This is a genomic window from Stenotrophomonas sp. VV52, from assembly GCF_002893095.1.
Classification (GTDB): domain Bacteria; phylum Pseudomonadota; class Gammaproteobacteria; order Xanthomonadales; family Xanthomonadaceae; genus Stenotrophomonas; species Stenotrophomonas aracearum.
In genome coordinates this window covers 143,495-159,218 of the sequence record NZ_PKQQ01000009.1, presented here as the reverse complement: position 1 = coordinate 159,218, position 15,724 = coordinate 143,495, and the positions used below count along the sequence as shown (strand labels likewise).

Annotated in this window: 11 protein-coding genes; 10 read left to right on the top strand and 1 reads right to left on the bottom strand. The window is 67.5% G+C overall.

The genetic code is table 11. The annotated features are described in order from the left end of the window. Positions 1–110 precede the first annotated feature (110 nt). The 9 genes from C2U58_RS15205 (at position 111) to C2U58_RS15165 (ending at position 10,754) form a co-directional block, all read left to right on the top strand. The gene (locus C2U58_RS15205) at positions 111–1,529 is read left to right on the top strand and encodes a transglutaminase domain-containing protein (protein ID WP_253256757.1); all 1,419 of its coding nucleotides are present in this window, start codon (positions 111–113) and stop codon (positions 1,527–1,529) included. 42 nt (positions 1,530–1,571) lie between these two features. Beyond that, positions 1,572–4,598 carry a TonB-dependent receptor gene (locus C2U58_RS15200; protein ID WP_102946616.1) on the top strand — a complete coding sequence of 1,009 codons (3,027 nt, stop codon included), beginning with the start codon at positions 1,572–1,574 and terminating at the stop codon, positions 4,596–4,598. A gap of 70 nt (positions 4,599–4,668) precedes the next feature. Then, positions 4,669–6,132 carry a serine hydrolase gene (locus C2U58_RS15195; RefSeq protein ID WP_102946615.1) on the top strand — a complete coding sequence of 488 codons (1,464 nt, stop codon included), beginning with the start codon at positions 4,669–4,671 and terminating at the stop codon, positions 6,130–6,132. Further along, positions 6,086–6,814: a M15 family metallopeptidase gene (locus tag C2U58_RS15190; protein WP_102946614.1), complete on the top strand. Its 729-nt coding sequence runs from the start codon at positions 6,086–6,088 to the stop codon at positions 6,812–6,814. Before C2U58_RS15195 ends, C2U58_RS15190 begins: the two co-directional genes overlap by 47 nt. A gap of 43 nt (positions 6,815–6,857) precedes the next feature. Further along, positions 6,858–7,235 (top strand): hypothetical protein, encoded by a 378-nt coding sequence (locus C2U58_RS15185; RefSeq protein ID WP_102946613.1) that lies wholly within the window; start codon positions 6,858–6,860, stop codon positions 7,233–7,235. Positions 7,236–7,453: 218 nt separating this feature from the next. After that, the gene (locus tag C2U58_RS15180) at positions 7,454–7,867 is read left to right on the top strand and encodes a calcium-binding protein (protein ID WP_102946612.1); all 414 of its coding nucleotides are present in this window, start codon (positions 7,454–7,456) and stop codon (positions 7,865–7,867) included. A gap of 108 nt (positions 7,868–7,975) precedes the next feature. Further along, positions 7,976–8,725: an HAD family hydrolase gene (locus tag C2U58_RS15175; protein ID WP_102946611.1), complete on the top strand. Its 750-nt coding sequence runs from the start codon at positions 7,976–7,978 to the stop codon at positions 8,723–8,725. Positions 8,726–8,729: 4 nt separating this feature from the next. Beyond that, the gene (locus C2U58_RS15170) at positions 8,730–9,284 is read left to right on the top strand and encodes a hypothetical protein (protein WP_102946610.1); all 555 of its coding nucleotides are present in this window, start codon (positions 8,730–8,732) and stop codon (positions 9,282–9,284) included. A 102-nt stretch (positions 9,285–9,386) separates the two neighbouring features. Next, complete coding sequence (locus tag C2U58_RS15165; protein ID WP_102946609.1) at positions 9,387–10,754, top strand: VOC family protein; 1,368 nt, start codon at positions 9,387–9,389, stop codon at positions 10,752–10,754. A 57-nt stretch (positions 10,755–10,811) separates the two neighbouring features. Here C2U58_RS15165 and C2U58_RS15160 read toward each other — a convergent pair whose 3' ends face one another. Further along, a complete protein-coding gene (locus tag C2U58_RS15160; RefSeq protein WP_102946608.1) occupies positions 10,812–12,326 on the bottom strand; it encodes an acetyl-CoA hydrolase/transferase family protein in 1,515 nt (504 codons plus the stop codon). A gap of 421 nt (positions 12,327–12,747) precedes the next feature. Between C2U58_RS15160 and glnE the strand changes: the two genes are divergently transcribed. Then, positions 12,748–15,570, top strand: coding sequence for a bifunctional [glutamate--ammonia ligase]-adenylyl-L-tyrosine phosphorylase/[glutamate--ammonia-ligase] adenylyltransferase (glnE, locus tag C2U58_RS15155; protein ID WP_102946607.1), 2,823 nt, complete (start codon positions 12,748–12,750; stop codon positions 15,568–15,570). The last annotated feature ends 154 nt before the right edge of the window (positions 15,571–15,724 follow it).

The window sequence follows — 15,724 nt, the reverse complement described above, 5'->3', positions numbered from 1 at the left end:
CGTGTTACACAGCGATTACCACCCGCACGTTGGGAAGTGTCGCTGTGGATCTGCCCGTTAGCAAACCGCGTTCTGCCTCGACCTTCGCCCGTCGCGCCGCCACGGCGTGCCTGCTGCTGGGCCTGGCGTCGTTGCAGACGCCGGTGCTGGCCCAGGACGCGTTGATCGCACAGATCGACCAGGGCCAGTTCGCTGCGGCCGACGCTGTCATTACCGAACGGCTGGCAGAGCCTTCGCTCAGCGCCGAGCAGCGCGCCACCTATACGTTCCAACGCGAACGCATGCGCCGCATGCGGCTGGACTTCAGCCTGGACGAAGCGCAGGCGAAGACGCAGCTGCGCAAGCAGATTCCCGACCTGCGCGATGACGAATTCGCGCGCTGGGACGCGGCCGGCCTGATCGAACACCTGGACATCGATGGCGAGCGCCGTTACTTCAAGCGCGCGCCGTCCAATCTGTTCCGGGTCAGCGCTGAAGCACGTTCACGGCGCGCGCCGAATGTGCCGCTGCCCACTGAGGGTCCGTACGAAAACCTCGCCCCGCACCACTACGAGATCATCGCCGCAGCAAGGGAAACCAGCGCGACCAGCCTGGTGCCGCGCCGTGTGGAGGTCACCCAGTCGATCACGGTCAAGCCCGACGCCGTGCCGGCCGGCGAACTGCTGCAGGCGTGGATTCCATACCCGCGCGCCATCGCCGGCCAGCAGGAAGACATCACCTGGATCGCCCCGCAGCAGGGTGCGGTGATCGCCCCGGAATCTGCGCAGCAGCGCACCGTTCACCTGCAGCAGAAGGCGGTGGCCGGAAAGCCCACCCGCTTCGAAATCCGCTATGCGGTCACCGTATACGCGCGCCATATCCCCATCGACCGCGCCAAGGTCACTGCCACGCCGAACGATCCGGCACTGCAGCCCTACCTGGCCGAGCAGCCGCCGCACGTGGTGTTCACCCCGGCCCTGCGCGCGTTCTCGCAGCGCGTGGTGGGCACTGAAACCAATCCCTATGCCATCGCGCAGAAGCTGTTCGACGCCGTCGACCAGATTCCCTGGGCCGGCGCCCGCGAATACTCCACCATATCCAACATCAGCGACTACGCCCTGCACGCCGGCCACGCCGACTGCGGGCAGCAGACCCTGCTGTTGATCGCCCTGCTGCGCCTGAACGGCATTCCGGCGCGCTGGCAGTCGGGCATGGTCTATTCCGACGACGCGGTGGGCTACAACAACCTGCACGACTGGGGTGCGCTGTACCTGGCCCCGTACGGCTGGGTGCCGATGGACGTCACCACCGGCCGCCTGCAGAGCAATGAGCCCGCCCTGCGCGACTTCTACTTCGGTGGACTCGACGCCTACCGCATCGCCTTCAACGACGATTTCCAGCAACCGTTCCAACCGGCCAAACGGCATCCGCGCTCGGACACCGTCGACTCGCAACGCGGCGAAGTCGAATGGTCCGGCGGCAACCTGTACTTCGATCAATGGAATTACGACTTCCAGTCGCACGTCGTGCCGGCGAAGTCCACGCACTAATCAGCACCATCACCATTTCACCCTTGAAGGAGAGAGCAGGGAATGAAAGCGAACGGTTTGAAGCGGGCGGCGCTGTGCGTCGCGTTGGGAGCGTGTCTGGGCAGCCTGGTGCCCACCGTGGCATTCGCGCAGGCGGTCAGCGGTGCGGTGGCCGGTCGCGCCAGCGCCGGCGACCAGATCACCGTGGTCAGCACCAGTACCGGGCAGACCCGCACGGTCACCGCCAGCGCCGACGGCACCTATCGCCTCGGCCAGCTGCCGGTGGGCAACTACCAGCTGCAGCTCAGCCGCGACGGCCAGGACCTCGGTGACCCGGTCGCCGTGAGCGTGGCCATCGGCGGCACCACCACGGTCAACCTCGGCAGTGGCGGCGGCGTAGTCAACCTGGACGCACTGCAGGTGGTCGGTACGCGCGTGGTCAACCGGGTGGACGTGTCCACCACCGAGACCTCATTCAACGTCAACCGCCAGGAGCTGGAACGCCTGCCGGTGGCGCAGGACCTTTCCGCGGTGGCGCTGCTCGCCCCCGGCGTGGTCGGCGGCAACTCCACCTTCGGTGGCCTGTCGTTCGCCGGTTCCTCGGTGGCCGAGAACGCGGTGTTCATCAACGGTCTCAACGTCACCGACATGTACACCCGGCGCGGCTTCTCCAGCGCACCGTTCGCGTTCTTCAACGAGTTCCAGGTCAAGACCGGCGGCTACTCGGTGGAATTCGGCCGTTCCACCGGCGGCGTGATCAACGCCGTGACCCGCTCGGGCAGCAACGAGCTCAAGGGTGGCATCGAGATCACCGCCGAGCCGAGCGCGTGGCGCTCCAGCGGGCGCGACCACTTCCATCGCGACGGCACCCCGCATTCCTACGCAAGCCGCGACGACAGCTCGTTCTTCAAGACCAACGTGTGGGGCTCCGGCGCGCTCGTGCAGGACAAGCTGTTCCTGTTCGCCATGTATGAAGATCGCAACGACAGCGGCCACAACACCTCCAACGACGCCCTGACCTGGTTCAAGAACGAGGCCGACAACGGCTTCTGGGGCGCCAAGCTCGACTGGAACATCACCGACAACCACAGCATCTCGCTGCTGGGCTTCTCCGACGAAGGCGACGTCACCAACGGCTCCTACAACTACGACTGGGACGCGAACGAGATCGGCCAGTGGGGCGGCGATTCGGTCACCGAGACCGGCGGCCGCAACTACTCGGCCACCTATACCGGCCACTTCGGTGAAACCTTCACCGCGCGTGCCATGGTCGGCCAGAACAACCAGCGCGCCTTCACCAGCTCCTCGCTCGACGAAGCCTGCAGCCCGGTGTTCACCGACGCCAGCTACGCCTCGCGCCTCTACAGGCTCAACGGCCTGCGCCCGGGCTGCCACCCGACCGGCGCCGCCGTGGCCGAGCGCGACGACACCCGCGACGTGGCCCGCCTGGACTTCGAATGGCAGCTCGGCCGCCACCTGCTGCGCTTCGGCGTGGACCGCGAGCTGATGACCACCGAGCAGTCCACCCGCTACCCGGGTCCGACCCAGCTCAGCTACACCGCCTACGTCGCCCGCCCGGGCGATGAAGTGTGGGACGGCGCCAACGCATTCGTACCGCCGGGCGTCACCGAGATGCTGCGCGGCCGCAACCGCGTGTCCGGCGGCACCTTCGAAACCGAAGCCAACGCGTTCTACCTCGAAGACATCTGGAACATCACCCCCAACCTCATGCTCAACCTGGGCGTACGCTGGGACCGCTTCGAGAACCGCACCGCCGACGGCGACGCCTTCATCAAGATGGACGACCTCATCGCGCCGCGCGTGGGCTTCTCCTGGGACGTGAAGGGTGACGCCACCACCAAGCTGTTCGGTAACGCCGGCCGCTACTACCTGCCGGTCACCAACAACATCAACGTCAACTTCGCCGGCGGCCTCACCGACGAGTACTCCTACTTCGTCCTCGACGGCTGGCAGCAGCAGGCCAACCCGGTCACCGGCGCGCCGTACGCGGCGCCGATCATCGGCCAGCAGATCGGCCCGGTCGACACCCGCATGAACACCGGTGCGGCCGACCTGCGCCAGAGCGTGGATCGCGACCTCAAGGCGGTCTACCAGGACGAGTACATCCTGGGCTTCCAGAGCATGATCAACCAGGCCTGGTCGTGGGGCGTCAACGCCACCTACCGCACCATGGACCGCGCGCTGGACGACATGCGCCTGAACTACACCCCGTGCGGCCCGACCGGCACCACCCTGTGGCCGATCGCCAACCCGGGTGAGAACCTGACCATCTGGGGCGACTCCAGCATCGGCTGCGCCACCGAAGGCTGGATCACCATCGACACTGCCAACAGCGGCTACCGCAAGGGCGGCAGCGGCGAAGTGGTCGGCTATTCCAAGCCCAAGCGCACCTACAAGGCGCTGGAATTCCAGATCGACCGTGGCTGGGACGAGAAGTGGCTGTTCAACGCCTCCTACCTGTGGTCGCGCAGCGACGGCAACTTCGAAGGACCGGTCAACTCCGATACCGGCTATGGCGACACCGGCATGGTCCAGCACTGGGATCACCCGTCCAACAACGAACGCTACGGCGTGCTGTTCAATGACTTCCGCCACCAGTTCAAGTTCCGCGCGGCGTACGCGTTGAATGAAACCTGGTCGTTCGGCACCACCCTGCAGGTGTTGTCCGGTGGTCCCATCACCGCCTTCGGCGTGATGTGGCCGGGCGACACCGTGGCCGGCGGCAGCACCTCCAACGAGAGCGGCGGCGGTGGCACCGGCTGGCTGTGCGTGGCCAACTGTTCCGGCCCGTACGACCAGCGCCAGTTCGAATACACCCCGCGCGGCGCGTACGGTCGCCTGCCGTGGACCTGGACCATGGGCGCCAACGTCACCTGGCGCCTGCCGGTGGAGGGCATCGACCTGAGCGTGCGGCTCTCGGTGTTCAACCTGTTCAACAACCAGACCGTCATCAACGTCCACCAGCGCTACGAAGCCCAGCCGGGCCAGTATCGCGAGAACACCTTCAACACCGGGACCCGCTGGCAGGCCCCGCGCTACACCCAGCTGATGGCGACCTGGAACTTCTGATCGCCGCAGCACCGCCGGGCCGCAGGATGTTCTGCGGCCCGGCACTTCTTTGCTCTGGAACCATCCGCACATGCCGTTCGCGCTCCGCCCCCTGCTGCTGATCGTTGCACTGGCCGCGTCACTACCCGCAGCGGCGGCTGAGCCGTCGCCTTTCACGCCCATGCTCGACGGCACGGCCGAGCGTTACGACCTGCCCGGCATCGCGATGGCGGTGGTAGACACTGGCGAGATGGTCTTTACCGGGACCCGTGGCGAACGCCGCGGCGACCGCATCGAGCCGATCACCGCCGACACGCATTTCCGCATCGCCTCCAACAGCAAGGCGATGACCGCCGCCGTGCTCGCACGACTGGTCGACCGTGGCCTGCTCGCCTGGGACGACCCGGTCATCAAGCACCTGCCGCAGTTCCGCATGTTCGACCCCTGGGTCACCGAACACATGCAGGTACGCGACCTGCTCATCCACAACAGCGGCCTGGGCCTGGGCGCAGGCGACCTGATGCTGTGGCCCGAGCCCAACCAGTACACCCGCGCCGACATCATTGCCGGGCTGGCCCATCTCAAGCCGGTTACCAGCTTCCGCAGCGGGTACGCCTACGACAACCTGATGTACGTGGTGGCCGGCGAAGTCGCCGCCGCGGCCGGAGGCAAGCCGATCGACCAGCTGCTGCACGAGGAAGTGTTCGTACCGCTGGGCATGGCCGGATGCCAAGTGCCCGCCGAACTGACTTCGCTCGCGGCCGGTGGTATCCGCTGCAGCCTGCGCGACATGACCCGCTGGATGCAGGTGCTGCTGGATCCCACGCTGGTGCCCGGCTGGCTCAGCGACACCCAGCGCCGCGCGCTGTGGACCGCGCACATGCCGATGCCACTGGGCGAACGCCAGCGCGCCTGGGACAACGCGCATTTCTCCGCCTATGGCTACGGCTGGCGTTTGTCGGACCTGGACGGGCAGTGGAAGGTCGCGCATACCGGCACGCTCTCGGGCAGCTATTCCTCGCTGGCGCTGCTGCCGGACCGCAAGGTAGGCGTGGTGATCCTGATCGACGGCGAAGGCGAGGACGCGCGCACCGTGCTGATGCAGGCGGCGTTGAAACAGTACACCGCGCCGGAGCAGAAGCAGACGGTGGCGGGGTATGCCGCGCAGTTGAACGCCGAGCAGGCCAACCGCCGCAACGCAGGCCATGTACGCCCAAACACGGATGGGCGTTCCCCGGTAGAGCCACGCCCTGCGTGGCTGCGCGGTGCCACCGGCCTCTACCGCGACCCCTGGCTCGGCCAGGCCCGCCTCTGCCCGGAAAACGACCGCCTCCGCTTCACCGTCGACAAGTCGCCCACCCTGCGCGGCACCGTCATGCAGCTCGACACCCGCTGGCTGGTGCAGTGGGATACCCTCGGAGCGGACGCCGAACCCTGGCTGCAGGTTACGCCGGGCACCCCGCCCGCGCTCACCCTGCGCGCCATCGATCCGGACATCGACTTCAGCTATGACTTCCAGGACCTGCACTTCACCCGTATCGGCGACTGTCCTTAGCCTTCTGCTGGCGCTCGCAACCCCGGTGGCGCACGCCCAACCGGTCACCATCGCCCTGGTACGCACCACCGACCAGGCCGGCCTGGTCGACATCCGCACCCTCGCGCCTGACATCCAGCTCGACATGCGCTACGCCACGGCCAACAACTTCACTGGCCGCCCGGTTCCCGGCTACGACGCACCCAAGTGCTTCCTGCTGCGCCCGGCCGCCACCGCGCTGGCCCAGGTGGAAGCCGACCTGCGCGAACGCGGCTACGGCCTGCAGCTGTTCGACTGCTACCGCCCCGCGCAGTCGGTGCGCGCCTTCGTCGACTGGGCCAACGACCCGCTGGAGCAGTCGCGCAAGGCCACCCAGTACCCCAGCCTGGAAAAGCCCGCGCTGCTGGGCGAGTACATCGCCGAAACCTCCGGCCACAGCCGCGGCGCCACCGTCGACCTCGGCCTGCTCGACTGCCGCCGCGACCCCTGCACGCCGGTCGACATGGGCACCGACTTCGACTTCTTCGGCCCGCGCGCGCATACCGACGCGCCCGACGTCACCCCGGCCCAGCACCAGAACCGGCACACCCTGCTGCAGGCCATGCAGCGCCGGGGTTTCGCCAACTACCCACAGGAGTGGTGGCACTTCACGCTCAGCCCGGAGCCGGCCCCCGGTACCGCCTACGACGTGCCGGTGCGCTGAGCCGCGCCGCTACAATGCGCGCTCACCGAACCTGTGGACCACGATGAACCTGCCGCTGCACTTTGGATTGCTGGGCACGCTGGAAGCCGGGCTGATCGCCCTGCTGGTCGGCCTGCTGGTGTACGCGCTGTGGCACCGGGTGTGCCGCTGGGCCGGCTGGAGCATGGGCTACGCCATAGGCTGGGCCTGCGTCATGGCCGTGGTGATCTCGGCTGGCATCGACGCGTGGAAGCTGTTCTACATGGGCATCGTGCGGCTGGAGTCGCCGTTCTTCGCGCGGATGTACCTGGCCACCATCCACGACCCCAACGAATTGGGCTCCCGCGTGGTGATCGAAGTGGCCGGTGCACTCTTCGGTGTTGCATTGGGCTGGCTTTTGTTCAGTTCGCGCTCAGGCGAAAAAAACGCCAGCGAAAGCTGAGTTTTCGTTCGTATCCGGTTAAATCCGGCGCGATTGAATGGGCGTCTTACCAATCGCTCACCTGTGCGTAACCACCCGGGTAACCGAGCGCTTCGCGCATGTGGTTAAGACCGCGTGCGCACGCCGATTCGGGCGCAAGATCGATTCACAAACGGGCTGGCAGTGTGGGGCCGTGCGGAAACAACAGCCGCGCAACATCCCTCAAGGAGACCACCCAGATGACTATTCGCAACCGCAAGCCCCTGATCGCCCTGATGATCGCCGCAGGCAGTGTGCTGGCCATTCCGGCGATGGCCCAGACCGCCCAGCAGAGTGCAGCGCAGGCCCAGACCCAGGCCGCGCAGGCCCAGCAGTCGGCGGCCCAGGCGAGCGACGCGGCTGACGCGGCAACCGGCGCGGCCGCCCAGGCCTCGCAGGCCAGTGGCGGTGGTGGCCAGACGTGGGCCAGTGTCGACACCGACGGTGACGGCGCCATCAGCAAGACCGAGGCCCAGGTGAACGCCGGCCTTGCCCAGGTGTTCGACCAGGCCGACACCAACAAGGACGGCAAGCTCACGCCGGACGAGTACAAGGCCTACGTGGCCGCCCAGCAGGGTGCCGCCGGCGGTGGCAACGCCGCCCCGGGCCGCTGATCAACAGGATCCACGCGCAACTGGCCTGAAACCGCCGGACAACGGTGGATGGCCCCGGAGGGGCGGCTTCGGCCGCCCTTCCTTCTGCCCGCTTGGTATCCTTGGCCGATGATGACCTCCATGCCCACGCCCAACGGCGCCATCGGTCTGGTCGGTTTTGACGGTGACGACACGCTGTGGAAGAGCGAGGACTATTACCGCAAGGCCGAGCAGGATTATCTCGACATCCTGTCGCGCTACATCGACGTGCACGACACCGCCACCGCGCGCCACCTGCTGGAAGTGCAGCAGCGCAACCTCGGCGTGTTCGGCTACGGCGTCAAGGGCATGACCCTGTCGATGCTGGAAGCGGCCATCGAGATCACCGGAAAGAACATCGCCGCACGCGACCTGCAGCTGATCCTGGACATCGGCCATGACACCCTGCGCCACCCGGTCGAACTGATCGACGGCGTGCGCGAGTCGGTGGCCGAGATCGCGCGCGACTACCCGGTGGTGCTGATCACCAAGGGCGACCTGTTCCACCAGGAAGCCAAGATCAAGGTCGCCAACCTGCGCGACCTGTTCCCGCGCATCGAGATCGTGTCCGAGAAGGACCCGGAAACCTACGCCCGCGTGCTGGAAGAATTCGACCTGCCGATGGAGCGCTTCGTCATGGTCGGCAACTCGCTGCGGTCGGACATCGAGCCGGTGGTCACCCTTGGCGGCTGGGGCATCCATACCCCGTATGCCGTGACCTGGGCGCATGAAACCCAGCATGGCGTGGCCGACGACGAGCCGCGCATGGTCGAAGCGCCCACCGCATTCGACTGGCCGCAGGCCCTGCGCGCCATCGAAGCCAAGGCCGCCGGCGGCTGATCCGGTGAAGCGCCTGCGCCCGCTGCTGGTTGCACTGCTGCTGTGGCTGCCGTTGCTGGCCGCCGCGCAGCAGAGCGCAGACGAATCCGCCGCGTATCGCGTCGACACGGGCGATACGTGGGTGGACACCCAGCTGCAGGACATCAACTACTACGCCGAGCGCTACCCCGAGAGTTTCCTCGACGAGGTCGCGCGTTACGCCGGCGTGTCGCGCGACTACGTCGCCGCGCTGTTCTACACCCACAACTGGCAGGCCGGCGACATCTACTTCGCCTGCTTCTGGGCCAAGGCCATCGAGCATTCCTGCCGCGACAGCGTAAAGGCCTGGTCGCGCGCCGTACCGGAAGAGGGCGAGCCCAAGCGCTGGGCCGACGTCGTCGCCAGCCTGCCTACGAAGCCCACCAACCAGCACTGGCGCACCCTGCGCCACGCCATCGTCGCCAGCCACGACCACTGGGATCGCCCGGTCACCCTGGACGCCACCCTGAAAAGCCAGCTCGGCGACCGCGCCCAGCGCGATCGTGCGGCTGCCAACGCCGAAATCAAACGCGCGCGCTGACTGCCTGGCGCCCCAATGCTGCTCTGCACCTCGCCCGATCCCCCGGGCCTGCGCGACAATACGGAATTGCTGTTTCCCCCGTGATCCGTTGCCGAGTACGTAATGAGCGCCGACCGTTTCGTTTCACCCGACGATATCCGCAGCCTGTTCGCCCAGGCCATGTCCACCATGTACCGCACCGAAGTGCCGCTGTACGGCACCTTGGTCGACCTGGTGGCCGAGATCAACGACGCGGTCCTCACCGACAACCCGGCGCTGGCCGAGCAGCTCGAGCGCAATGACGAACGCGCCCGCCTCGCCCAGGAACGCCACGGCGCCATCCGCGTCGGCACCGCCGAAGAACTCGCCACCTTGGGCCGCCTGTTTGCGGTGATGGGCATGCACCCGATCGGCTACTACGACCTTTCCGTCGCCGGCGTGCCCGTGCATTCCACCGCCTTCCGCCCGCGCAGCGCGCCTGCTCTGGCCGCCAACCCGTTCCGCGTGTTCACCTCGCTGCTGCGGCTGGAGCTGATCGAAGACCCCGCCCTGCGCGAAGAGTCCGCGCGCATCCTCGCGCGCCGCCGCATCTTCACCGACGAAGCGCTGGCCCTGATCGATCAGGCCGAACGCGAAGGCGGCCTGGACCAGAACGACGCCCGCCGCTTCGTCCTCGCCGCGCTGGAAACCTTCCGCTGGCACAGCGACGCGACCGTCTCGCTGTCCACCTACCAGGCGCTGAGCAACGCGCACCGCTTGGTGGCCGACGTGGTCAGCTTCCGGGGCCCGCATATCAACCACCTCACCCCGCGCACGCTGGACATCGACGCCGCCCAGGCCGGCATGCTCGCCCGTGGCATCGACGCCAAGGCCGTGGTCGAAGGCCCGCCGCCGCGCCGCTGCCCGATCCTGCTGCGCCAGACCAGTTTCAAGGCGCTCGAGGAAACCGTGAACTTCCCGGACGGCGAGGGCGGTGACGCCGGCACCCATACCGCGCGCTTCGGCGAGATCGAACAGCGCGGCCTTGCCCTCACCCCCAAGGGCCGCGCGCTGTACGACCAGTTGCTGGCGCAGGCGCGCGACGCCGGTGGCGCTGGCAGTACCGGGCAGGATTACTCCACCCGGCTGGCCGCAGCATTTACCGGCTTCCCGGACGACCACGACACCCTGCGCCGTGAGGGGCTGGGCTACTACCGCTACGCGCTCACCGAAGCCGGCCGCAACGACCGCGCCGCGGTGGCCGACCTGCCGGCCGAAGCGCTGGTCAGCGCCGGCCTGGCCAGTGCCGACCCGATCGTCTACGAAGATTTCCTGCCGGTCAGTGCCGCAGGTATTTTCCAGTCGAACCTGGGCGGCGAAGAGCAGCGTGCGTATGCCGCGCATTCCAACCGCGATGCATTCGAGAAAGCGCTGGGCATGCAGGTGGAAGACGAGTTCGCCATCTACGAACGCCTGCAGCAGGAATCGTTGGACAGCTTGCGCGTCGGTTGACCGATCGCGCGGAACAAAAAAACGCCGGGAATTCCCGGCGTTTTTCGTTGCATCACATCAAACCTTCATCGAACCGGTATCCAGCCACCGCTGGTGCCACGACAACGCTTCCGGCAACAGGTGCGGGGTGTGCTTGCCGTAACTATCGCGGCTCGCACGCTCGAAATAATCGTTCAACTGGTCGCGGAACTCCGGGTGCGCGCAGTTGTCGATCACCACCCGCGCGCGCTTGCGCGGCGTCAACCCGCGCAGATCCGCCAACCCCTGCTCGGTCACGATCACCGACACATCGTGTTCGGTGTGGTCCACATGGCTCACCATCGGCACGATCGCCGAAATGGTGCCGTTCTTCGCCGTGGAGGGGCTCAGGAACGCAGAAAGGAACCCGTTACGCGCGAAGTCACCCGAACCGCCAATGCCGTTCATGATCCGCGTGCCCATCACGTGGGTGGAGTTGACGTTGCCGTACAGGTCCACCTCGATCATCCCGTTCATGCCGATGCAGCCCAGGCGGCGCACCAGCTCCGGATGGTTCGAGATCTCCTGCGTGCGCATGATGATGCGCTCGCGGTAGAAATCGATGTTCTCCTTGAACGTCTCATTGGCCTGCGGGCTCAGCGCGAACCCGGTGCACGAGGCATAGCTCAGCACCCCGTCGCGCAGCAGGTCCAGCATGCCGTCCTGGATCACCTCGGTGAACGCGCTCAGGTCGCGGAACCCGCTCTTGCCCAGCCCCGCCAGCACCGCGTTCGGAATATTGCCCACGCCGCTCTGCAGCGGCAGCAGGTTGCCCGGCAGGCGACCACGCGCCACTTCGTGTTTCAGGAAGTCGATCAGGTGCGCGGCAATCTGCTCGCTGGTGGTATCGATCGGACTGAACGGGCTGTTGCGGTCCGGCCCGTTGGTGCGCACCACCGCGACGATCTTGTCCGGATCGCAGCGCAGCGAGGTCTCGCCGATGCGGTCGTTGCCGTGCACCAGCGGAATCGGCTTGCGGTGCGGCGGCAGTGCGGTGCCGTAGTAAATGTCGTGCATGCCGTCCACGCCGGCCGGCTGCCAGTCATTGACCTCGACGATCACTTTCTTGGCCAGGTCCAGCCAGGTCTTGTTGTTGCCCACCGAGGTGGAAGGCACCAGCGAACCGTCTTCACGGATCGCCGAAACCTCGATCACCGCCGTATCGATTTCGCCATAGAACCCGAACCACACATGCTGGGCCACGTGGCTGAGGTGGATGTCGATGTAATCGAGCAGCCCGGCATTGATGCGGTTGCGCGCATCCGGGTCGCTCTGGAACGGCATGCGCATCGCGATGCCATCGGCCTTGGCCAGCGCGCCGTCCAGTTCCGGGGCGGTGGACGCGCCGGTCATCAGGCTGATCTGGAAGGGCAGGTTGTCGGCGTGGAACGCCTCGATACGCTGCGCCAGCGCCACCGGCACCGCCTTGGGGTAGCCCGAGCCGGTGAAACCGCTCATGGCCACCGTTTCGCCGGGCTGGATCAGCGCGGCGGCGGCTTCGGCAGATACGACGCGATCGCGCAGACGCGCGTTGGCAATGCGATCAACGGACATGACGACCAGGTATTTCGTGGGGGAGTTCATTATCCGCCATCGCACCGGGCTCCCGGCTGCGACCAAGGTGGAATGGTGTTCCCGGGTTATGTGAGGTGCTATTCAGGTAAATGGGGGCTTCTGTACCCATGAGTATTGTTTTGCAGTGCAGCGTGCAAGTTATTCGCGGAGCCTAGAAGATCGCCCTGCATCCCGACGTGGGGGAGGGAGCAGAGCCCGCTGACAGTTCGCTGTTAGCGGGCTTTTTATTGCCTGAGATTTGGGGATGGCGCCCGGGGCCGGCACCGCGGGGACACGCATGGCGTGTCACTACGCGGCAGCCGGGTATCCCGGATCGCCGCAACGCGTAGCGACACGCCATGCGTGTCCCACGGAACGGGTCACCGTCCGACACGACCACGGCCCCATGCATAATCCCTGCATGCCGATCCCCGCCGATGCCGTCCCCGCCGCCCTCGTCCCCCTGGTCGACCGCGCGCTCGCCCGCCTTGCGCTCAGCCTGAACGACTCAGGTTCCTGGCCGCCACCGGAATCCGTGCTGGCCCAGCTCCGGCTGCTGGCCATCACCAGCGACTTCGCCATCGACACCCTGTGCCGGCAACCCGCACTTCTGTCGCATCTGACCCAAAACGACTGCCCGCCGCTGCCGCTCCCGGAACTGGATCCCCAGCAACCTGCCGACTGGCCGGTCCGCCTGCGCCGTTACCGCACCGCCTGCTCCACGCGCCTCATCTGGCGCGACCTCGAAGGCCTGGACGACGTCCCCGCCACCCTGGCCGGCGCCACCCGCCTGGCCGAGGAATGCCTAGCCCTGGCCCTGGCCGCGCTCGAGCAGGAATTCGCCACCCGCCACGGCGTGGTCCGCGCGCCGGACGGCAGCGCCCAGCAACTGGTGGTGTTCGGCCTCGGCAAGCTCGGCGGCGGCGAACTCAACTTCAGCTCCGACGTCGACCTGGTCTACGCCTATCCCCAGGGCGGCGAATCCGACGGCCCGCGCCCGCTCGCCGCCGAGGAATACTTCGCCCGGCTCGGCCAGCGCCTCGCGCGCCTGCTCGACGAAACCACCGTCGACGGCTTCAGCCACCGCGTCGACCTGCGCCTCCGCCCGTTCGGCAGCGCCGGCCGCGTTGCGCTCTCGTTCGCCGGCATGGACCAGTACTTCCAGCGCGAAGGCCGCGACTGGGAACGCTACGCCTGGCTCAAGGCGCGCGCCGTGGCCGGCGACATCGCCGCCGGCGAAGCCTGGCTGCAGACCCTGCGCCCGTTCGTGTACCGCCGCTACCTCGACTTCACCGCGCTCGACGGCCTGCGAGAAATGAAAGCGGCGATCACCGCCGAGGTCTCGCGCCGCGACATGTTCGACGACATCAAGCGCGGCCCCGGCGGCATCCGCGAAATCGAATTCCTGGCCCAGGCCCTGCAGCTCATCCGCGGCGGCCGCGAAGCCAGCCTGCGCGAGCGACGCCTGCTGCACGCATTGCCCGCGCTGGTCGCCTGCGGCCAGATGGCCCCCCAGGACGGTGAAGACCTGCTGCACGCCTACGGCTTCCTGCGCCGGCTGGAAAACCGCCTGCAGATGCTGCGCGACGCCCAGACCCACGCGCTGCCCACCGACCCCACCGATCGCCTGCGCATCGCCTGTGGCCTCGGCTACGCCGACTGGGACGCATTGGTCGCTGCGCTCGACGTACAGCGCGACCGCGTCAGCACCGAGTTCGGCGCACTGCTCGCCCCGCGCGCCGGCCAGGCCGCGCCGGACTCACTGGCCAATTACTGGCGCGGTCTGCCCGACAACGGCAGCGCCGAAGTACTGGCCGAAGCTGGCTTCCACGACCCCACCGGCGCCGACCAGTCCCTGCGCGACTTCGCCCAATCGCTCGGCGTGAAGTCGCTCTCCGACAGCGCCCGCGCGCGCCTGGACCGCGTGCTGCCTGCACTACTGCACGCCGCCACCCGCTCGCCGCAACCCGATGCCGCGCTCAAGCGCGTGCTCGGCCTGCTGCAGGCGGTCCTGCGCCGCACCAGCTACCTCGCCCTGCTCGACGAACAGCCAAGCGCGCTGGCCCGGCTGGTCGACGTGCTCGCCCGCAGCGCGCTGCTGGCCGAGCGCATCGCCGCCTACCCGCTGCTACTGGACGAACTGCTCGACGTGCGCGTGTCCGGCCCGATGCCAGACGCCGAAGCCATGCAGGCCGAGTGCGATGCCGCGCTGGCCGTGGACGACCCCGAAGCCGCGCTGCGCATCCTCAACGAAACCCGCCTCGCACTCAGCTTCCGCATGGCTTTGGCCGCACTGGACGGCCGCCAGCGCGCCGTGGACAGCACCCGCGAACTGGCCCAGCTTGCGCAGGCCGTGGTCGTCACCGCCCTCGCCATGGCCGACGCCGACATGCGCCGCGCGCACGGCGAAGTGCCGGGCGGGCGGTTCGCCATCATCGGTTACGGCAGCCTGGGCGGTCTCGAACTGGGCTTTGGTTCCGATCTCGACCTGGTGTTCCTGCACGACCACCCGTCCGACCAGGACAGCAGCAACGGCGCGCGCCCGCTCGACCCGGGCCGCTGGTACGCGCGGCTGGCGCAGAAGGTGATGGCATTGCTCGGCGCGGTCACCGCTGCTGGTCGGCTGTACGACATCGACGTGCGCCTGCGCCCGGACGGCGGCAAGGGCTCGCTGGTGTCCTCGCTGGCCAGCTACACCGAATACCAGCGCGAGCGCGCCTGGACCTGGGAGCACCAGGCACTGGTGCGCGCACGCGGCATCGCCGGCGACGCCAGCCTGCTCAGCGACTTCGAACAGATTCGCGCCGCCACGTTGGCGCGTCCGCGCGAGCGCGACGTGCTGTACGCAGACGTGGTGAAGATGCGCGGCCGCATGCGCACCGAACTGGACCGCAGCGACGCCGCGCGCTGGGATTTGAAACAGGGCGCAGGCGGCATTGTCGACCTTGAGTTCCTGCTGCAGACCGGCGTGCTCGACAGCGCCGGCAGCAACCCGCAGGTGCTGGAACCGCGCGACACGCCCAGCCTGATCGACGCGCTGGCAGCGATAGCCTGGTTGCCCGGCGGCACAAGCGAGGCCTTGCATGAAGCGCATGCCGCGCTGCTGGATGTAGGTTTGGCCTGCACGCTGGATCGAAGGCCGAGGTTGGCGGTCCCCACGCCGGCGTTGGAAGAAGCGCAGCGGGTGATTACAGCCGCGTGCGAAGCAGCGGAATTGCCGTTCGGACCAGCACCGGCGCAATGACGCGCCGGTGTATGCACGGGATGGCACCGACGCAATGACATGCCGACGCATGCATTGGGCGGAACCGATGCAATGACATGCCGACGCACGCATTGGTAGGGTCGGTTCCCAAACGACCGCCGATAATGGTGCCGGGTTCTGTAACGCATGAACC